17 protein-coding genes are annotated in these 20,454 nt (G+C 30.1%); 15 read left to right on the forward strand and 2 right to left on the reverse strand.

What is annotated here, in order from left to right; all coding sequences use genetic code 11:
* The first annotated feature begins 87 nt into the window (after positions 1 to 87).
* From secD to aspS, 10 genes are all read left to right on the forward strand, one after another.
* Positions 88 to 1,353 (forward strand): protein translocase subunit SecD, encoded by a 1,266-nt coding sequence (gene secD, locus ACJDTP_RS25325; protein WP_078115176.1) that lies wholly within the window; start codon positions 88 to 90, stop codon positions 1,351 to 1,353.
* A complete protein-coding gene (gene secF, locus ACJDTP_RS25330) occupies positions 1,346 to 2,221 on the forward strand; it encodes a protein translocase subunit SecF (protein ID WP_077837480.1) in 876 nt (291 codons plus the stop codon). The genes secD and secF overlap by 8 nt, the downstream gene beginning before the upstream one ends.
* 124 nt (positions 2,222 to 2,345) lie before the next feature.
* Positions 2,346 to 3,221: a DHH family phosphoesterase gene (locus ACJDTP_RS25335; RefSeq protein WP_077837481.1), complete on the forward strand. Its 876-nt coding sequence runs from the start codon at positions 2,346 to 2,348 to the stop codon at positions 3,219 to 3,221.
* A 90-nt stretch (positions 3,222 to 3,311) separates the two neighbouring features.
* Positions 3,312 to 3,830, forward strand: a complete 519-nt coding sequence (locus tag ACJDTP_RS25340; protein WP_077837482.1) for an adenine phosphoribosyltransferase — start codon at positions 3,312 to 3,314, stop codon at positions 3,828 to 3,830.
* A 344-nt stretch (positions 3,831 to 4,174) separates the two neighbouring features.
* Positions 4,175 to 6,391, forward strand: coding sequence for a RelA/SpoT family protein (locus tag ACJDTP_RS25345; RefSeq protein WP_011968868.1), 2,217 nt, complete (start codon positions 4,175 to 4,177; stop codon positions 6,389 to 6,391).
* Positions 6,392 to 6,420: 29 nt separating this feature from the next.
* The gene (dtd, locus tag ACJDTP_RS25350; protein WP_406762790.1) at positions 6,421 to 6,870 is read left to right on the forward strand and encodes a D-aminoacyl-tRNA deacylase; all 450 of its coding nucleotides are present in this window, start codon (positions 6,421 to 6,423) and stop codon (positions 6,868 to 6,870) included.
* 12 nt (positions 6,871 to 6,882) lie between these two features.
* A complete protein-coding gene (locus ACJDTP_RS25355) occupies positions 6,883 to 7,479 on the forward strand; it encodes an MBL fold metallo-hydrolase (RefSeq protein ID WP_077837483.1) in 597 nt (198 codons plus the stop codon).
* Positions 7,480 to 7,524: 45 nt separating this feature from the next.
* Positions 7,525 to 8,952: a coproporphyrinogen III oxidase gene (locus tag ACJDTP_RS25360; RefSeq protein WP_078115177.1), complete on the forward strand. Its 1,428-nt coding sequence runs from the start codon at positions 7,525 to 7,527 to the stop codon at positions 8,950 to 8,952.
* A gap of 59 nt (positions 8,953 to 9,011) precedes the next feature.
* Entirely contained in the window at positions 9,012 to 10,265 is a 1,254-nt protein-coding gene (hisS, locus tag ACJDTP_RS25365) for a histidine--tRNA ligase (protein ID WP_406762791.1), read from the forward strand.
* 31 nt (positions 10,266 to 10,296) lie between these two features.
* Complete coding sequence (aspS, locus tag ACJDTP_RS25370; RefSeq protein WP_078115178.1) at positions 10,297 to 12,096, forward strand: aspartate--tRNA ligase; 1,800 nt, start codon at positions 10,297 to 10,299, stop codon at positions 12,094 to 12,096.
* Positions 12,097 to 12,230: 134 nt separating this feature from the next.
* On the opposite strand, the gene ACJDTP_RS25375 is transcribed toward aspS, so the two are convergent.
* Complete coding sequence (locus ACJDTP_RS25375; protein WP_406762792.1) at positions 12,231 to 12,938, reverse strand: hypothetical protein; 708 nt, start codon at positions 12,936 to 12,938, stop codon at positions 12,231 to 12,233.
* A 70-nt stretch (positions 12,939 to 13,008) separates the two neighbouring features.
* On the reverse strand, positions 13,009 to 13,605 hold the full coding sequence (rpsD, locus tag ACJDTP_RS25380; protein WP_077837488.1) for a 30S ribosomal protein S4: 597 nt from the start codon (positions 13,603 to 13,605) through the stop codon (positions 13,009 to 13,011).
* A gap of 320 nt (positions 13,606 to 13,925) precedes the next feature.
* Here rpsD and ACJDTP_RS25385 point away from each other — a divergent pair, with 320 nt between their 5' ends.
* The 5 genes from ACJDTP_RS25385 to ACJDTP_RS25405 all read left to right on the forward strand — a co-directional run bounded on the left by ACJDTP_RS25385 (position 13,926) and on the right by ACJDTP_RS25405 (position 20,329).
* Positions 13,926 to 14,624: a DUF554 domain-containing protein gene (locus tag ACJDTP_RS25385; RefSeq protein WP_406762793.1), complete on the forward strand. Its 699-nt coding sequence runs from the start codon at positions 13,926 to 13,928 to the stop codon at positions 14,622 to 14,624.
* A gap of 58 nt (positions 14,625 to 14,682) precedes the next feature.
* Entirely contained in the window at positions 14,683 to 15,288 is a 606-nt protein-coding gene (locus ACJDTP_RS25390) for a DUF975 family protein (protein ID WP_406762794.1), read from the forward strand.
* Positions 15,289 to 15,493: 205 nt separating this feature from the next.
* Positions 15,494 to 16,789, forward strand: coding sequence for a homoserine dehydrogenase (locus ACJDTP_RS25395; RefSeq protein ID WP_406762795.1), 1,296 nt, complete (start codon positions 15,494 to 15,496; stop codon positions 16,787 to 16,789).
* A 266-nt stretch (positions 16,790 to 17,055) separates the two neighbouring features.
* The gene (locus ACJDTP_RS25400; RefSeq protein ID WP_406762796.1) at positions 17,056 to 18,402 is read left to right on the forward strand and encodes an FIST signal transduction protein; all 1,347 of its coding nucleotides are present in this window, start codon (positions 17,056 to 17,058) and stop codon (positions 18,400 to 18,402) included.
* 88 nt (positions 18,403 to 18,490) lie between these two features.
* Positions 18,491 to 20,329 (forward strand): ATP-binding protein, encoded by a 1,839-nt coding sequence (locus tag ACJDTP_RS25405; protein WP_406762797.1) that lies wholly within the window; start codon positions 18,491 to 18,493, stop codon positions 20,327 to 20,329.
* The last annotated feature ends 125 nt before the right edge of the window (positions 20,330 to 20,454 follow it).

The raw sequence follows: 20,454 nt of genomic DNA on the forward strand, positions 1-20,454 counted from the left end.
AATGAAATTGTAATCCAAAATTTTCAGTAAGGAATATATAGTAAATACTAACCTAATGAAAGACATAATATGCAGAGGGGGATTAAGATGAAAAGAAAAAGCAAAAGTTCAGCATTGTTGATATTAATTATTGCTGTAATTGGACTGTTAGCTTTTGCAGGATTTAAAGGATTTGTTCTAGGAGGATGGGAATTTAAATCATTTGATAAAGTAATAACTAGAGGACTAGATTTACAAGGCGGAGTTTCTGTTCTTATGGAAATTCAAAAAGATGATGTAACTGCAGAAGAATTACAAAGTGCTAAGGAACATTTATCTTTAAGAGTAAATAAACTTGGTGTTGCAGAAACAATTGTAGCAACAGAAGGTCCAAAGAGAATAAGAGTAGATGTACCGGGATTAACTAATTCTAAGGAAATAGTAGATAGTTTGGTTAAGTCTGGTAATTTGAGTTTTAAAGGGCCAGATGGAACTGAAATTTTAACAGGTTCAGATGTAAAAAAAGCAACTGCACAAATGAATCAACAAAATGGTGGATATGAAGTTGGTTTAGAATTAAATGATGAAGGTGCACAAAAGTTTGCAGATGCAACAGGAAAATATATTGGGCAAAATATTTCAATCTACCTTGATGACGAAGAAATATCAACTGCGCGAGTAAATTCGCAAATTTCAGGTGGAAAAGCAAGTATTGAAACACATGATACATTACAAAAGAATAAAGAATTAGCTGGAATGATTAATGCAGGTGCACTTCCACTTCCAGTTAAAGAAGTTTCAGTTAGCAATGTTGGAGCGGAACTAGGAGCTACAGCATTTCCAAACTCTGTTAAGGCAGGAATTATAGGAGTTGGATTAGTATTTTTATTCATGCTATTCCATTATAGAATTCAAGGATTAATGGCTAATATTGCTTTGACTTTGTATATAACACTTACACTTTTTGCTTTTATAGAAGTAGGTGTTACATTGACTCTTCCTGGTATAGCAGCATTCTTACTTACAATTGGTGTGGCTGTTGATGCTAATATACTAACGTTTGAAAGAACTAAAGAGGAGTTAAAGAAAGGTTATACTGTTAAGGCGGCAGTGAAAAAAGGATCAGAGCATGCATTATCTTCAATAGTAGATTCTAACATGACAACTTTACTTGCATCACTAATTCTATATTTTATAGGATCTGGAGCGGTAAAAGGTTTTGCAATTACACTTATGATAGGTATAGTTATAAGTTTATTTACAGGTCTAGTAGTAACCAAAGTACTTGTTAATTTAGCTGTTGAAAGTGGAATTATAAATAAACCATCACACTTTGGTGTTACTTTGAAAAAGGGGGATGAAAAACATGCTTAGAATAATGGAAAAGACAAAATTATGGTTTTCAATATCCCTAATAATTATTATAATCGGAATGGGATTCTTATGTGTTAGAGGACTAAACTTTGGTATAGATTTTAAAGGTGGTTCTGAAATAGTACTTCAACTAGATGAAAGTATAAATAAAGAAGAGGTTGATACAATCATTCGAAGTTATGCACCAGATGCTTCGACGAATACAGTTAATAATAATCAATATGAAATAAAATCAGCAGATCTTGATAGTGATAAGTTAGGATCAATTGTATCAGATTTAGAATCTAAATATAAACTGGATGATAAAGTACTAGTTTCACAGAATGAAATAGGATCATCAGTAGGTAGAGAGTTAACTCAGAATTCTATATATGCATTACTTGCGGCTTTTGCAGTAATGTTAGTATATATAGCTATTAGATTTGAATTCAAATTTGGAGTAGCGGCTATAGCAGCTACAATTCATGATATATTAGTAACTATTTCTGTTTATTCAATATTTTATATTCCAGTAAATACACCTTTTATAGCAGCGATATTAACTATAGTAGGATATTCTATGTGTGATACGATAGTTATTTTTGATAGAATTAGAGAAAATACAAAGATAATGAGAAGGGCTAAATCAATTGAAGTAGCAGATGTGAGTTTGACTGAAACTATAGCAAGATCATTATATACTTCTTCGGCAACAGTTGTTACTATAATAGCGATGAACTTTTTAGTACCATCTGTTCAAGCATTTACGATTCCTTTAATTGTAGGTATCATAAGTGGAGCATATTCATCGATATGTATAGCATCACCAATTTGGGTATACTTAAAAGATAGAGTTAGAAGCCAAAAGAAAAAATTACAAAAAGCTTAATTACTGGAAATGAAAAAAACCTCCAGCACAATGGGGGTTTTTTCATTTGTTAACAAAATAATTGTAAAATTTATTATAATCATTTATAATAAAGGTGTTTTCTAATTTTATGGAGGAATAAACCATGCGTAAATTCTGGGAAAGTATATATTGTCCAAATTATATTAGCGGATATAACCCATTTATACTTAAGGGTATGAACAAAGCAATAGAGAGATTAGCTTTGGCGGTAAATAATAGGCAAAAAATAGTTGTTTATGGTACATATAATGTCGATGGGATTTGTGCAGTTTCATCGTTAATTCTTGTTTTAAGATATTTGAATGCTGATGTAGAATATTTAATATACGATAGGCAAGAAACTGATGCTAGAATAAATTCGGTAGATATAAAAAATAACGTAGATTTTTTAGGTGCTGAACTATTAATAACTTTAGGTGTTGGATTAAAATCTAAAGAAGAAGTTGAGCTATGCAAAAAACTAGGTATTGATTTAATTATTCTTGAAAATGAAGAAAGTGACCTTGTTAATGACTATATTTACATAAATCCTAACCAAAAGGGTTGCCAATACAGATATAAGAACTTATCGACAAGTGGACTTACTTTTAAGCTTATGCAAGCTATTGCTATATATTATAATATGAAAAGTATAAATAAATATTTAGATTTAATACTTATAGGTATTCAGTGGGCAAAGGTACCATCAAAAGGAGAAAATGGAGTACTAATTAAAGAAGGAAATAAGTTCCTGATGAATACTAATAATAATGGATTAAGATCAATAATAGAATTTAACAGTTTGGAAGAGTTTAATAATGATGGTATAAATAATATAATAGAATTTATAATTCCACCTATAGGCGCGGTAGGGGTTATGGATAATGCTAGAATTGTTTTAGAGCTCTTAACTACAAATGATAAAGATAGAGCGGATCAAATTGTTAAATATTTATATAGACTTAAAACAAATAATTCCATAAGGTATATGGAAAGTTAATCAAATAGTAAAGCAATATTTATTAATTATTAGTTGTTTAATATTAAATCATAAATGATATGTTAAATTAAATGCTATGGAGGAGTTAAAATGGATTTAAAAGAAAAAATAAGGGTAATCGAAAATTTTCCTAAAGAAGGGATTAGTTTTAAGGACATAACAACATTAATTGCTGATGGAGAAGCGTTAAGGGAAACTATCAATAGAATAGTTAAACATCTAGAGGATAAAAAAATTGATTTAATTGTTGGGCCTGAAGCAAGAGGATTTATTTTTGGAGTTCCTGTGGCATATGCTTTAGGAGTAGGATTTATTCCAGTAAGAAAGCCAGGAAAATTACCAGGAGAAACTATATCAGTTAATTATGGATTGGAATATGGAGAAGATCAGCTTCAACTTCATAAAGATGCAATCAAACCAGGTCAAAGAGTTGCTGTTGTAGATGACTTATTAGCAACAGGAGGGACTGTGGAAGGTGTTGCTAAATTAATAGAACAAGCAGGTGGAATAGTTGCTTCACTTGACTTTGTAATAGAACTAACAGAATTAAAAGGAAAAGATAAATTAGAAGGTTATGATGTACTATCATTAGTTAAATACGACATCTAAGTTGTGGTTTTAGATATTTTAAGAGTTGTTTCTGGGCATTATAATTGGTAAGGATTCCATTTCTTTTAAATGTATTGTTGAAAATAATTCTAAAATAATATATAATTATTAAAAAGTTAGGCTGGTTATTAAACCAGCCTTTGAATTTAGGTATATTCAAAAAAGCGGAGCGGAATTCAGGATACTTTATTAATTTGATTGTATTTTATGCTGATAAATTGACTAACGCTAAGAATCAGTATTTACTAAATTATCTGCCTAAAAATTATACTGTAATTTCTGATCTGTTATTTTGTTTTAGATACTTACTTCAAATGAATTAATATAGAAGGAGCGTAATCCTTATGATTGATAAATTACTGGAAAAGATTGATAAGAATTGTAATAATGTTGATGTTGAAATGGTAAAGAAAGCATATGATTTTGCTGAAAAAGCTCATAAGGACCAAAAAAGGGAATCGGGTGAACCGTATATTATTCATCCGATAGCAGTAGCTGAAATTCTGGCTGAGTTAGGTATGGATACTAATACTATTGTAGCTGGATTATTGCATGATGTAATTGAAGATACGGAATTTTCTTATGATGAAACAGTCAGCCTTTTTAATGCAGAAATCGCTAACCTCGTAGAAGGTGTTACGAAGCTTACTAAGCTTGGAGAAATGGAATATAAAACTAAAGAAGAGCAACAAGCTGATAATGTGAGAAAAATGTTGCTTGCTATGGCAAAGGATATAAGAGTAATAATTATTAAATTGGCAGATAGATTACATAATATGAGAACTCTCAAATTTATGCCAGCAAAAAAGCAAAAAAATAAAGCAAAAGAGACATTGGATATTTACGCGCCTTTAGCGCATAGGCTGGGGATGTCTAAAATCAAATGGGAATTAGAGGATTTATGTTTTAGATATTTACATGAAAAAGAATATTATGAATTAGTAGATAGTATTGCCGAAAAGAGAGTAGAAAGAGAAACTTACATAAACGACATAGTAAATGATTTAAAACAAAAACTTGGAAATTCTGGAATTGAATCGGATATTGATGGAAGACCAAAGCATTTTTATAGTATCTACAAAAAGATGGTTAGTAAGAATAAAAGCATAGAGCAAATTTTTGATTTAACGGCTATTAGAGTTTTGGTGCATTCTGTTAAGGATTGTTATGGTGTCCTTGGAATAGTGCACACTATCTACAGGCCAATTCCAGGAAGGTTTAAAGATTATATAGCAATGCCTAAACCAAACATGTATCAATCATTGCATACTACTGTAATTGGACCACAAGGCAAAACTTTTGAAATTCAAATTAGAACTTTTGAAATGCATAAAACAGCAGAATATGGAATTGCAGCTCACTGGAAATACAAAGAGGGAGATAACGCCAAAGGAGAGCAAGATAAGCAAAAAGATTTTGAAAAGAAGCTAGTATGGCTTAGAGATATGTTGGAATGGCAGAAAGAAACATCAGATGCTGAGGAGTTTATTGAAGGCTTTAAGATAGATCTGTTTTCAGATGAAGTATTTGTATTTACTCCAAAAGGTGTTGTAATAAATTTATGCAGCAATGCTACGCCTATAGATTTTGCATATAGAATACATACTGATGTAGGAAATAAGTGCGTAGGTGCTAAGGTTAATGGTAAAATAGTTCCTTTAGATTATACTCTCAAGACAGGAGAAATTGTAGAGATTTTAACTTCGCCTAATGCTAAGGGACCTAATATGGATTGGTTAAACATTGCAAAAAGTAATCAATCTAAGAGCAAAATAAAGCTTTGGTTTAAAAAGGCTAAAAGAGAAGAAAATATGCTAAAGGGCAAGGAACTTCTTGAAAAGGAATTAAAGAAACAGTGTGTTAACTATGCTGACGTTGCTAAAGGGGATTTTTATGAAAAATTAGTTAAGCGATATAATATTCATTCTATGGATGATTTATATGCTTTAATTGGTATAGGAGGATTCTCTGTATCTACTCTTATTGCAAGATTGAAGGAAGACAATGGGATAGGTGTAGATAAGGTAAACAAGGAAAAAGAAAATAAGGAAATTTTAAATAAGAATATCGAGGAACAAATTGCAAAAACAGCAAGAAAACCAGAACCTAATGGATATGGAATAACAGTAAAAGGTGAAAGTAATCTTATGGTTAGGTTTGCTAAGTGTTGTAGTCCAGTTCCTGGAGATGAAATTTTAGGATATATAACTAAAGGTAGAGGAGTATCAGTCCATAGGAGTGATTGCAGTAATTTGCAAAACCTTATAGATACAGACAAAGATAGAGTAGTAGAAGTTAATTGGGGATCAGCACAAGGTACATCTTATTTTGCGGAAATTCAAGTTGTAGCGGATGATAGAGATGGATTGCTAGCAGATATAATGAGTGTTATAACAGAGCTTAAACTACAGTTAAGTGCTGTAAATGCGAATTTAGCAAAGCAAGGATCGGCGCTAATTAACGTAAAAATAAAAATTACATCTGTCGATAGTCTGAAGGATTTAATGAAGAGACTTAAGAGATTAAAAGGTGTAACAGATGTATATAGAGTAAATAGTTAGAATCTTATATATCAGAAAGGTGAGATAACATGAGAGCAGTTGTACAAAGAGTGAGCTCATCTAGCGTTTGTGTTGATGGAGATATAATTGGTGAAATAGGTGTAGGCTTTAATGTATTAATAGGAATATCTAAGGATGATACTTTTGAAGACCTAAAATATATAAAAGATAAGATTATCAATTTGAGAGTGTTTCATGATGAAAATGATAAAATGAATTTGTCACTATTGGATATTAAAGGTGAGATACTTGTGATATCTCAGTTTACATTGTATGGTGATTGTAGAAAAGGAAGAAGGCCCAATTTTATGGACGCACAAGGTGGAGAAGAGGCTAAAAAGCTATATGAAGAATTCTTAGATCTTCTTAAGACATCAAACTTAAAAGTTGAATGTGGAGAATTTGGAGCAGACATGAAGGTTAAAATTAATAATGATGGGCCTGTTACCATATTATTAGATAGTAAGAGAAAGTTTTAGGAGGAATTCAGATTGATTATAAAAACATTAATAGCGGGAATGTATGAAGAAAATTGTTATTTGATAATGGATGAAGGCACCAAGGAACTTGCAATTATAGATCCAGGTGGGCAGCCGAATTTGATAGAAAAAGAGATTAGTAAGTTGGATGGAAAGCCTAAATTTATTCTTTTGACACATGGACATATGGATCATGTGGGAGGAGTTATTGAATTAATGAATAAACTCAATATTCCTTTTTATATAAATGAAAATGAAGAACAATATATGAAAAATGACGAGTTTGTATTTGGATCACTGCCAAAAGCTTCAAAATATTTAAAAGAAGGAGATACAGTATCTTTAGGTAATAATATAATAAAAGTTATAGAGACAGCTGGGCATACAGCAGGTGGTATATGCTTCCTAGTAAATGATGAACTGTTTACAGGAGATACTCTTTTCCAAGGATCTATTGGAAGAAGTGATTTTCCGGGAGGGAATGGAGCACAGCTTATAAAAAATATAAAGGAAAAGTTATTGCCTTTGGGAGATAGTGTTAAAGTTTATCCTGGACACGGTCCAGCATCTACAATAGGGTATGAAAAAAGGAATAATCCATTCTTATAAAAATGAAAATGTGCATTAATTTGCACATTTTTAAGGGGAGAAACGATGGAAGTTAAAGTTAGTTTAAATGATTTTAAATTTAGATACGAAGTATACCAATTATTTAATGTATATTACTCAATGAGAGAAATTAAATTTGTGAGTGCAGAAGATGCAGATTATATGGTTTATATTGATGAGAAAACCTTAAGGTTTGAATATAATAATTATTATGTAGAAGAATCTTTAGGAGAAGATATTAAAAATTCTCTTAGAAGATTTCTTTTTCTGTGCTTGAGAAATGTAACTCATGACATTTATCCTTGGGGAATATTAATTGGAATCAGACCATCTAAAATAGCATTAAAATTGCTTGAAGAAGGCAATACTGAAGATGAAGTGATAGAAATATTTAAAGAAAAATACTTGGCTCATGAGGATAAAGCTAGACTTTGTATAGATGTGGCAAAAGCTGAGAAGAAAATAGTTAATAAGGATAAAAATACTATAGCTATATATATAGGCATGGCATTTTGTCCAACAAAATGTTTATATTGCTCATTCACTTCGAATCCTATAGGTGTTTATAAAAAGATGGTAACGCCATATATAGAGGCACTTATTAAAGAGATAAAAGGTATGAGTTCATATGTGAAGGAAAGAAAACTTAATATCGAATCAGTATATTTTGGTGGCGGTACTCCAACATCAGTAAGTGATGAAGAGTTCAATATAATTATGAAAGAAATTTATAATTGTTTTATTAAGGATGATAATATAAAAGAGTTTACAGTTGAATGCGGAAGACCAGATACGCTGACTAGAAATAAACTTCAGACAATGAAAGAGTATGGAGTAGACAGAATAAGTATTAATCCCCAAACAATGAATGATAAAACTTTAAATTTAATTGGGAGAACTCATTCTTCAGCAGATATAAAAGAAAAATTTAAAATGGCAAGAGAACTTGGATTTGATGATATTAATATGGATATAATAATAGGACTTCCAGGTGAGACTCATGAGGATGTTATTCATACTAAGAATGAGTTAATAAAACTAAAACCTGATAGCATTACAGTTCATGGCCTAGCGCTTAAAAGAGGGTCTAGAATGTATGAAGAATTTATCTTAAAAAAAGGAATACAAATTACGTCTCAAGATGAAATTATAAAAATGTATGAAGAAAGTAGGAATCTGGCAGAAAATTTAGGTATTTCACCATATTATATGTATAGGCAAAAAAATATGGTTGGAAATATGGAGAATTTAGGTTATGCTAAAGAAGGCAAAGAATGTATATACAATATTCAAATGATTGAGGAAAAACAAACAGTAATTGCACTGGGAGCAGCAGCTGTAAGTAAAGTGATATTTTTAGAGGAAGATAGACTTGAGAGATTTCCAAATTTAAAAGATCTTCATGAATATGTATCTAGAATTGATGAAATGATCGAGAAAAAGAAAGCGTTGCTTGATACATTGTATACATAATTAAATGTAATAAATTAGAATATTGTAAATTTGTTTAGTCAAATAGGAGGAAAAGATCAATGGCGATTGAAATGCAAGCACCAAAAGGTACCAAGGATATGTTGCCTGAAGATGCCTATAAGTGGCATTATATAGAAAGTGTCTTTAGAAAGGTTGCTAAAACATATGGAATTAGAGAAATTAGAACTCCGATGTTCGAACACACAGAGTTATTTTTAAGAAGTGTTGGAGATACAACAGATATAGTTCAGAAAGAAATGTATACTTTCAATGACAAGGGAAATAGAAGTATAACATTGAAACCAGAAGGAACTGCATCAGCAGTAAGGGCGTTTGTGGAAAACAGGTTATTTAACGAAGCTCAGCCAACAAAATTATACTATATTACACCAGCGTTTAGATATGAAAATGTCCAAAAAGGAAGGCTTAGACAATTTCATCAATGCGGATTAGAAGTGTTTGGTTCAAATGCAGCTTCGATGGATGCGGAAGTTATAGCAGTTGCTATGGATACATTAAAAGAATTAGGCTTAAAAAGTTTAAGTTTAAATATAAATAATTTAGGCTGCCCAAGTTGTAGACCTAAATATAATGAAGCGCTTAAGAAATTTTTAGCTGATAATTATGATGGTCTTTGCGATACTTGTAAAGATAGATTTGAAAAAAATCCTATGAGAATATTGGATTGCAAAGAGAAGAAATGTCATGAAATTACTAAAAATGCGCCGATAATATTGGATTATGTTTGTGAAGAGTGTAGTACACATTTTAATAAAGTTAAAGAATATTTAGATATCTTAGGACTTCCATATACAATAGATCCAGGCATCGTAAGGGGATTAGACTATTACACAAAAACTATATTTGAAATTTTAACTTCTGATTTTACTGTATGTGGAGGAGGAAGGTATGATAAGCTTATAGAAGAACTTGGTGGACCAGATATGCCAGCAGTTGGATTTGGTATGGGTGTTGAAAGATTAATTATGACTTTAGAAAAAGAAAATATAGAAATACCTAAAGAAAATTTATTTGATTTATATATTGGTGCTAGAGGAGAAGCAGAAAGTAAGTATGCTTTTAAGCTGGCTAGTGATTTAAGGGCTTTAGGTGTGAAGTGTGAGATAAATCACATGGGTAGAAGCGTGAAAGCCGAAATGAAGTATGCAAACAAATTAGGAGCAGCATTTACTACTATTTTAGGTGAAGATGAATTAACAAATAAAAAAGTTAATTTGAAAAGAATGAGTGATGGTGAAATTTTTGAAGTTTCATTAGAAGACTTGATGGAAATAGCTAAAATAGTTAAATAAGAATAAGTTAAACTAAGGGAGGATTTTAGTAATGGGTGAATCTTTAAATGGATTAAAACGTACAATGATGTGCGGTGAACCTAGAGAAGAACATGTAGGCAAAAAAATAACATTAATGGGATGGGTTCAAAGAAACAGAAAGCTTGGAGCACTTGAATTTATTGATTTAAGAGATAAAACAGGTATAATGCAAGTTGTATTTGGTGAGGAAATTAATGCAGAAGCTTTTGAAAAGGCAAAAGGAGTAAGATCTGAATATTGCGTAGCAGTAACAGGGGAAGTTGTTAAAAGAGAAAGCATTAATGAAAATATGCCAACTGGTTTTGTTGAATTAAAATGTGAAAATATAAAGATACTTTCAGAATCAGAAACTCCACCAATATATATAAAAGAGGATTTAGATGCAGCTGAAAATATTAGGTTAAAATATAGATATTTAGATTTAAGAAGACCTGATATGCACAAAATATTTGAAATTAGAAGTAAAACTACAAAAGCAATACGTGATTATTTAGAAGAAAATAACTTCTTAGATGTAGAAACTCCTATTTTATCAAAGAGTTCTCCAGAAGGAGCTAGAGATTACTTAGTACCTTCAAGAAATTATCCTGGAATGTTCTATGCGCTTCCACAGTCACCACAAATATTTAAGCAATTATTGATGGTATCTGGATTTGATAGATATTATCAAATAGCTAAATGCTTTAGAGATGAAGACTTAAGGGCGAATAGACAACCAGAATTTACTCAAGTTGATATGGAATTAAGTTTTGTAGAACAAGAAGACATAATGGCAGTAAACGAAGGATTAATTGCTCATGTATTTAAAAAAGTAGCAGGCGTAGATGTTCAGCTTCCAATAAAAAGAATGACATTTAAAGATGCTATGGAAAAATACGGATCTGATAAACCAGATTTAAGATTTGGAATGGAAATAACTAATATAACAGAAGATGTTAAGGATTTAGATTTTGTTGTATTTAAATCAGCAATAGAAGCTGGTGGATCTGTTAGAGCTTTATGTTTAAAAGGTGGAGCAGACCTTGGAAGAAAGCCTTTAGATAAATTAGGAGAGTTTGTTAAGACTTATAAGGCTAAAGGTCTTGCTTGGATTCAAATTAAAGAAGATGGTGTTAAATCATCAATAGCTAAGTTCTTAACTGATGATGTAACAAATTCTATAGTAAAAACTATGAATGCTGAAACTGGAGATGCTATACTTATAGTAGCAGATAAAAATTCAGTGGTATTCCAAAGTTTAGGTGCATTAAGATTAGAACTTGCTAAGCAATTTGATTTGATTAAGGATAAGAATGAATTTAATTTCACATGGATTACTGAATTCCCACTATTTGAATATAGTGAAGAAGAAGAAAGATACAAAGCTTGCCACCATCCATTTACTGCACCAATGGATGAGGATTTAGATTTTATCGAATCAGATCCAGGAAATGTACGTTCTAAGGCTTATGACTTAGTATTAAATGGTGAAGAACTAGGTGGAGGTTCTATAAGAATTCATGATACAGCTCTTCAAGAAAGAATGTTTAGAGCACTTGGACTAACAGATGAAGTAGTCAATGAAAGATTTGGATACTTATTACAAGCATTTAAATTTGGACCACCACCACATGGCGGTTTAGCATTTGGTCTTGATAGAATGATTATGTTCTTAGCAGGAACAGAAAATATCAAAGATGTTATTGCATTCCCTAAAAACCAAAATGCATACTGCTACCTAAGTGAAGCACCAAATATAGTTGATGAAAAGCAATTAACTGAACTTGGCATAGGAATATTACCAAAAGAAGAAAAAAATGATAAAGAATAGAATTAATTAATTATAAAAGACTCTTATACGAATGAAAGTATAAGAGTCTTTATTTAAGTTTATATTATTATATAGGGTTAATTTATATAGATAAGACTTTTAATTATCTTGTTTTAATTTACAATTGGTTATTATTAGAAGAGTATTGGCGCATTAGTATTTAGTATATCAATAAGCCTCTTGCTTAATAGTGGTTCTTCAACTGCATTATCGCAGGCAAATTTAAGAGCCTCTAAGCTCATAGAAATATCCTCTTCTATGAATTCTTTTGATTCCCATGATACAGATTCCTTTACAAAATTAAATATGTCACATGGGTTATCAAAAATTTCTATAAATAGTCTTTGATTAGGATCGTTATTCCAAGTTGTATTAAACTTTTGAGAAAAAGATTTCAATTCTTGGCTTAATGACTCAGAATCATATTCCCAAAGATTATTTAAGAAATTATATAAATTTTTCATCGAATTCACAGAAGTTAAATCCACATTTGAATCATTGTATTTCAAAGTCTCATTAATAACAGTATCAAAATCTGATACTGGAATAAAGAAACCATCAGATTTACGGTCAAAACAAGTAAAAAAAGATGTTGGCAAGAATACATGTTGTAAAAATCCTAATAGGCTATAGCCGCAAGGATAAGCAGCCCAACCACATTGGAGAATATTTTTTTCAAGATCAAAGATTCCAGTATAAATTACTTTTGAGGTGTTAGTTATCTCTTTATTATCAAAATAGCCCTCCCATAAATTTTCTTCATTTAGGATTTTTTCTTCCCAAAAAGAAAAGTTTCTATAAGGTTTATTTTGAAGAATATTTTGTTTTATGTTAAATTCCAATGATAAATTCCTCCTCTCGATGTTATCATAATATTTTAAAAAATACATTTTAAATTTATGATTAATTATGTTAGAGTTTAGAATAGAATTCTACAATTAAAGAATCATTGATTTCAATAGGAACTTCTTCTCTTAAAGGGTATCTTATAAGAGTTCCTGAAAAATTATCTTGATCTTTGGTTAGATACGGGGAGGTATTAAGAGTATTAGATAAAAAAGTATCCCTAAACAAGTCGTTGCTTCTGGACTTTTCTTTTAAAGAAATTATATCACCTATATTTACTTCAAAAGAAGGAATATCTACCTTTTTATCATTAACTAAAATATGCCCGTGAACTACCATTTGGCGAGCTTGTGCAATAGAAGACGAAAAGCCTAGTCTGTAAACTAAATTATCTAATCTACATTCTAACCTTTTTATTAGAGCATAACCAGTAGGTTCTTTATCTTTTAACGCTTTTCGTACATAGGAGGCAAATTGCTTTTCCATTACACCGTAGTATGCTCTGAGTCTTTGCTTTTCAAGTAATTGAAGGCCATAAGCCGAAAGCTTTTTTGCGTTTCTAGCACTGCCATTGTTGGCCCTTTTCATAGCTTTGGGATGTCCACTAACGTTTAATCCTAAGCGTCTACACAACTTGAATCTAGGTTCTCTCATTCTTGCCATAATTATCATCTCCTATAAGGTGTTGTTTTGATAAAAGTCAACCTAAAATAATACAACAAATATAATACACGAATAAAAATCATCTTAATGTTTTTCTATTCCAGCGGAATAATATTATTTAGAAATATATATTGATGATTTCATAAATTAGTTTGTACAAGATAATTTATTTGACACGTTGTATTTTTTGGTAATTGAGTTTAATTAGTTAAAATTATGAAATTAAATTTCTTATTTGTAAATCGCAAAGTAGGGAAAATGAGTCATATATGTTATAATTAAGCGGAAAATAAAATGATAAAAAAGTTGGGGGAAGAAAAATGTTAGGAACAATAGTTAATTCGTTAGCAATAATAGGTGGGTGCTTAATGGGGTTAATAGTAAAAGGTAGATTAACCGAGAAGATTAGTAATACAATAATGAATGGTTTAGCCTTATGCGTATTATATATAGGTATATCTGGAGCGCTCAAGGGAAAAGATACATTGCAAATAATAATTTGTATTGCACTAGGTGCTCTTATAGGAGAAATTATAGATATTGATAGAAGATTAAATGATTTAGGAAATATGATTGAGAGAAAAATAAATGGAAAAAGGAAAAATAATTCTAATGATAAAATATCCATATCAGAAGGATTTGTTACATCTAGCTTATTATTTTGTGTTGGAGCAATGGCAGTGGTTGGCTCTCTTGAAAGTGGGTTACAAGGAAATAACTCAACCCTTTTTGCTAAATCAATACTAGATGGAGTGTCATCAATAATATTTGCATCATCACTTGGGGTAGGTGTAATGTTATCATCAATCGCAATTTTTATATATCAAGGAAGTATCACTTTGCTTGCAGGAGGACTTTCGACAATACTCACTGATAATGTAATTTCTAATATGTCAGCAGTAGGGAGTCTATTAATTGTAGGACTTGGTTTTAATATGCTTGGGATAAGTAAAATTAAAGTTGCAAATTTGTTGCCAGGAATATTTTTACCAATTATATTTGGATATTTTTTAAAATAAGCTGGCTGAATTGTAGTAGAATATAATATTATTACAATTGCTAATTGGAGGATTTAGAATGAAGATATCGGAACTAAAGAGGAAGTCGAAAAAACAATTGAAAGGAAAATGGGGAATAGCAATAACAACTTTATTTGTAAGTTTAATAATAATAAGTGGATTTTACGTTACGATGAAGCTGCTTCAACCAGATGGAGGTCTTCTTCCTAGTATTGGCGAATGCGTTAGTGTTTTTTTAGGTGGAATGGCTACATTAGGGACATGCAAATTTGTATTAAATTTGGCATTTGGTAATAATGAGGAAAAGTTTAATGATTTATTTGTAGGAGCTAATATTTACTTTAAAACCTTAGGAGTATGGATATTGATCAATTTAAGTGTATCTATTGCAACATTGTTTTTGATAATCCCTGGTATTATAGTTTCACTCATGTTTTCACAAGCGTTCTTCATATTATGTGAAGATAATAATAAGTCTATAATAGAATGTTTAAAGCAAAGTGTATCAATTATGAAGGGACATAATATTCGTTTATTACTTCTTGAATTAAGTTTTGTTGGGTGGTGGATTATTTCAATTTTGACTTTGGGAATAGGATTCTTATGGATATATCCATATCAACAAGTAACTCGTGCCAACTTTTATTTAGAGATAAAGAAGTAATTTGTTATTTAAATCACAGTTGAATAACATAATAAAATGGTTTTTTGATTGAGAAAACATTGTTGAATAATAAACTTATAAGTGGTGATTTTTTATTTGATGTATAAAATATTAGATAAAAAAATATAGCCAAAAATTAATATAAGAATTATAATAAATACGTATACTATTATTTATAATAGTTGTAACTTAAGGGGGGCGCAAGATGAAAAAAGTAAAAATAGCACTACTAGGATTGGGGAATGTTGGTCGTGGTGTTTGGATGATTTTAAACTCTAACAAAGAAGAAATTATGAAAAGATGTGGATATGAAGTAGAAGTTGCAAAAGTTCTTGTTAGAGATAAAAATAAACCAAGAGGCATTGAAATATCGGATGAACTTGTAACAACTGATTTTAATGAAATATTAGAAGATAGTAGCATTAAAATTGTTGTTGAAGTCATGGGAGGAATGGAGCCGGCCAGAGAGTATATGCTAAGATGCATGGAAAACAAAAAGCATATAGTAACTGCAAATAAAATGTTACTAGCAACCGGTGGAGATGAACTTTTTGAAAAAGCAGATGAAAACGGAATTATGTTTAGTTATGAAGCTAGTGTAGCTGGAGGAATTCCAATTATAAAGGGAATAGATGAAAGCTTAACTGCAAATAAAATAGAAACTCTTTATGGAATAGTAAATGGAACAACTAATTACATCTTAAGCAAGATGGAACTTGAAGGTGCTGATTTCGATGATGTATTAAAGGAAGCACAAGAAAAAGGATATGCTGAAGCTGATCCTACATCAGATATTGAAGGATATGATGCACAATATAAATTAGCAATACTTGCTTCATTAGCTTTTGGATCTAAGATAGATGTAAAAAATGTATATAGAGAAGGAATTACCAAAATTGGAGCTGTTGATATGAAATATGCTAAGGAATTTAAAATGGGAATTAAATTACTTGCTATAGCAAAAGAAACTAATGGCAAAGTTGAACTTAGAGTTCACCCTACAATGATTCCGAAGAAACACCCGCTTTCGAATGTTTATGATTCATACAATGCTGTATTTATAAGAGGAAATGCAGTAGGAGATTTAATGTTTTACGGAAGAGGTGCAGGAGATCTTCCAACGGGCAGTGCGGTAGTGAGTGATATTGTTTCGATTGTAAGAAATAATGTTGAAACAGAAAATCCGAATCCAGTAGTAAAGAATAACCTATGGGAAAGAGAAATTTTAGACATGGGTTCAGTTGAAAGTAAATTTTATATAAGAGCAACTGTTTTGGATGAATCAGGGGTTCTTGGAGAAATTACTGCAATACTTGGAAAACATAATGTAAGTATAAGGTCTGTGATACAAAAAGGTGACGAAGAAGATGGTCAGGTAACTATTGTGTTAGTTACTCACAGAACTAGCGAGGCTCAAATTGATAGTGCAGTTGAAGAAATTACTAGCTTGAAATCTGTTTACAAAATAGATAACATAATAAGGATAGAAGATTTTAAATAAATTAAATGTTAAACATGTAATTTCATTTATATAAAAAACAATAGATAGTATTATGATAAAGATTAATGCCGCTTATTACATATAATAAGCGGTGTTTTGTTTTAATTAAAAGTTTTTTAGAAAAAGCTCAAAAAATGCGATACGAAAATTAAGTAAAATATAGAAAAAATGTGTTATAATTACTGAGTATTTGAAAAATTGGACAATATATGAGTTATGATAAATAATATATCACTTATTTAGTGGTAAGAAAGGGATGGTCATTTTTGCCTGGAAAAATAAAGAAAATGATTGATGAGATTATTCAACAAAGATCAAAAGGGAATCCTGCTATTAAGGAAATGACTATAGCTAAACTAATCCTAAAAGGAATTAATCCTAATAAATTTGATATAGATTCTCCAGATGATATAACTATAATTAATAAACTTTTCGATATTGCTAGACAGTTAAATATAAAGAATCTGGAAGGTGTTGGGGAAAATATTAAATCCTCATTCTCAACCGAAATATCAGAAGAGGATGCAGTGAAAGATATAAAAAATCAATTAAACATTAATGACATAAAGTTAGTAATATTTTTTGCATCTTCTAATTATAGTCAACAAAAGATAAGTTCGCTTATGCAAGAAGCATTTAAAGAGTGTGTTGTTGTGGGATGCTCTACAGCAGGTGAACTTGTAAGTGGAGAAATACTAGATAATTCGATTGTTGCAATGGCTATTAACTCAGATATTATTTCTGGTATAAAAGTTGAATTGGTTGAAAATATAAAGAAAAATTTAAACTTAGAACCTGCTTTTACTTCCTTTGAAGAATACTTTAAAGAAAGTTTATACAATATGAGTGCAGAAAAGTTTGTTGGTATAACATTAATAGATGGATTAAGTATGAAAGAGGAAAAAATAATGGACATGATAGGCAATAGGACTAATGTGTTCTTTATTGGTGGTTCAGCTGGTGATAACAACGAATTTTTAGAGACATATGTTTCTGTTAATGGATATACTTCGACAGATTCGGTAGCTTTAATTTTACTAAAGATAAGTGATGATGCTGAGTTTAGTTTTATAAAAACGCAAAGTTTCGAATCTTTGGATTATAGCTTCGTTGCAAACAAAGTAGATGAAGAAAAAAGGCAAGTAATTGAATTTAATAATAGACCCGCTGCATTGGAATATGCAGATGCTGTGAAAGCTAACGATATTAAAGAAATTTCAAAATATTTTATGAGCAACCCATTAGGATTAATGATTGAGGAAAATAATTTTTTTATAAGATCACCGCAAAGAGTCATAGGGACAAGTCTGATGTTTTATTGCAATATACTTGAAGGGATGGAAGTTAAACTTTTAAAAGCCACGAATATAATTGATGATACACGAAGGACGATTGAAAATAAAGTCAGTGAATTGGGAAAGATTGATGGCATTATAAATTTTCAATGTATACATAGAACGATGGAATTGAAAAAGAAAAACTTGTCAGATGAATATGCTAAAATATTTAAAGATATTCCTACTATAGGATTTTCTGCTTATGGAGAACAATATATAGGTCATATAAATGACACATCTACAATGATAATTTTTAATTTAAAGACAAGAGAATAGACTAAGAGAAACGAAATGAAAAATAGGGAACTTAAATATATGATTTTTTATAGAATATTAAAATGTTTTTGAAACGAGGCTATAAGTAATGGAGAATTTAGAAAAATTTTTTTATGAAGCTAATATTCTTATTGTTCATGACTACTTTGAAGATTCACGGGTACTAATAAAATTTCTTAATTATAGAGGATATATAAATATAAAAAGTGTCAAAAAAAGTGAATCAATCATAAAATCAATAAAAGAAAATATACCAGATATAATTTTAATAAATATAAACTTGGGAGATATTAATGGGTATGAATTATGCGAAATTATAAGAAAGGAAGATGATTTGGTAGATGTTCCAATTATTTTTATAAACTCAGGTGGAGAAGCTATTGACCGGAATAAAATATATATTGTTGGAGGAAATGATTATTTAAGTACTCCACTTGAATATGAGGAAGTTATAAATAGAATTGAGATGCATTTAAAAATTAGATTTATGGAACATAAGATAAAATTTCATAAGGAGAATTATGAGATAACATATACTGAATTAAAGAATTGGAATAGGGTGTTATTAAAAAGAAATAGTGATTTAGTTAATGAAGTTATTGAAAAAGATAATCAATTGGAGGATATAACTTCTGAGCTAAAAGAATTCAATATTATATTGGAAGAAGAGATGAACGAAAGAACTAGAACAGAAGAGGCATTAAAGGAAAGTGAGAGACAGTTGCGTCATTCGATAGAAGAGGCGCCGGTACCTATAATGCTATATACAGAAGATGGTTTTGTAAAAAAGATTAATAGATCATGGAGTGACATTACTGGATATAAGCTTGCAGATATTCCGACGATTTTGGAATGGGCAAATATTTCAGAGGCATTTAAGGAAGAATTGAGTAGTATAAATATAAACAAGTTATTTAATTCTGAAAAAAGACAAAACAATGGTGAGTTTTCTATAAGAACATATGATGGAAGTATAAAGATTTGCAATTTTTATTCAGCATATATTGGTGAGTTAGAGGATGGGCATAGATTATTCATGAAAGTAGCTATAGATGTGACGGAAAAAAAGCATATGGAAGAATTGCAAAAGAGTGTTGAAGAAGAAAGAAAAAAATTGTATGAAATTAAGGAATACGATAGAATACGAACAGAATTTTTTTCAAATATATCTCATGAATTAAGAACACCAATTAACGTAATTTTTTCAGCATTGCAAATGCATGAACTTATATTAAAAGATTGTTTATTTGAAGATAAAGATATTGATAAATATAAATATACTAAAATAATGAAACAGAACTGCTATCGTATTTTAAGACTTATAAATAATATTATAGATATAACGAAAATTGATTCTGGATATTTTAATATCAATGAACATAATATTGATATTATTGCTCTTATAGAGAATATAACTTTATCGGTAGCTGACTATATTGAGAATAAAGGACTATCTCTTATATTTGATACGAACGTGGAAGAAAAAATTATGTCATGTGATCCAGAAAAAATTGAAAGAATTATTTTGAATATATTATCAAATGCAGTAAAATTTACTTCAAGTGGTGGAAAAATATCTGTTAGTATTGAAGACTGTTATGATAGAATTTGTATAAAAATTAAGGATACAGGAAGAGGTATTCCGCAAGATAAATTAAATTCGATATTTGAAAGATTTATACAGGTAGATAAATCTCTAGCTAGAGATCATGAAGGAAGTGGGATAGGGCTCTCTCTTGTAAAGTCCTTAGTTGAGCTGCACGGTGGAATAATATCTGTAAAAAGTAAAATGAATTGTGGCACTGAATTTGTTATATATATCCCATGCAAACTAGTGAAAAATGAAGAAGAGTATTCTTTTTGTAGCTCTATAGGCGGAGATTGCATTGAAAAAATTAATATAGAATTTTCGGATATATATAATTAAAAGTATAGATTTTAATATATATTGCAAAAATAATCCTTTATCATAATCCTAAAAATATTACAAGAAATTTAACAGTAATTGTGAATTATACATTGTACATTGTAAATTGCAACATATATATGCTT

Origin of the sequence: Candidatus Clostridium helianthi (assembly GCF_045310795.1) — a bacterium.
Classification (GTDB): Bacteria; Bacillota; Clostridia; order Clostridiales; family Clostridiaceae; genus Clostridium; species Clostridium helianthi.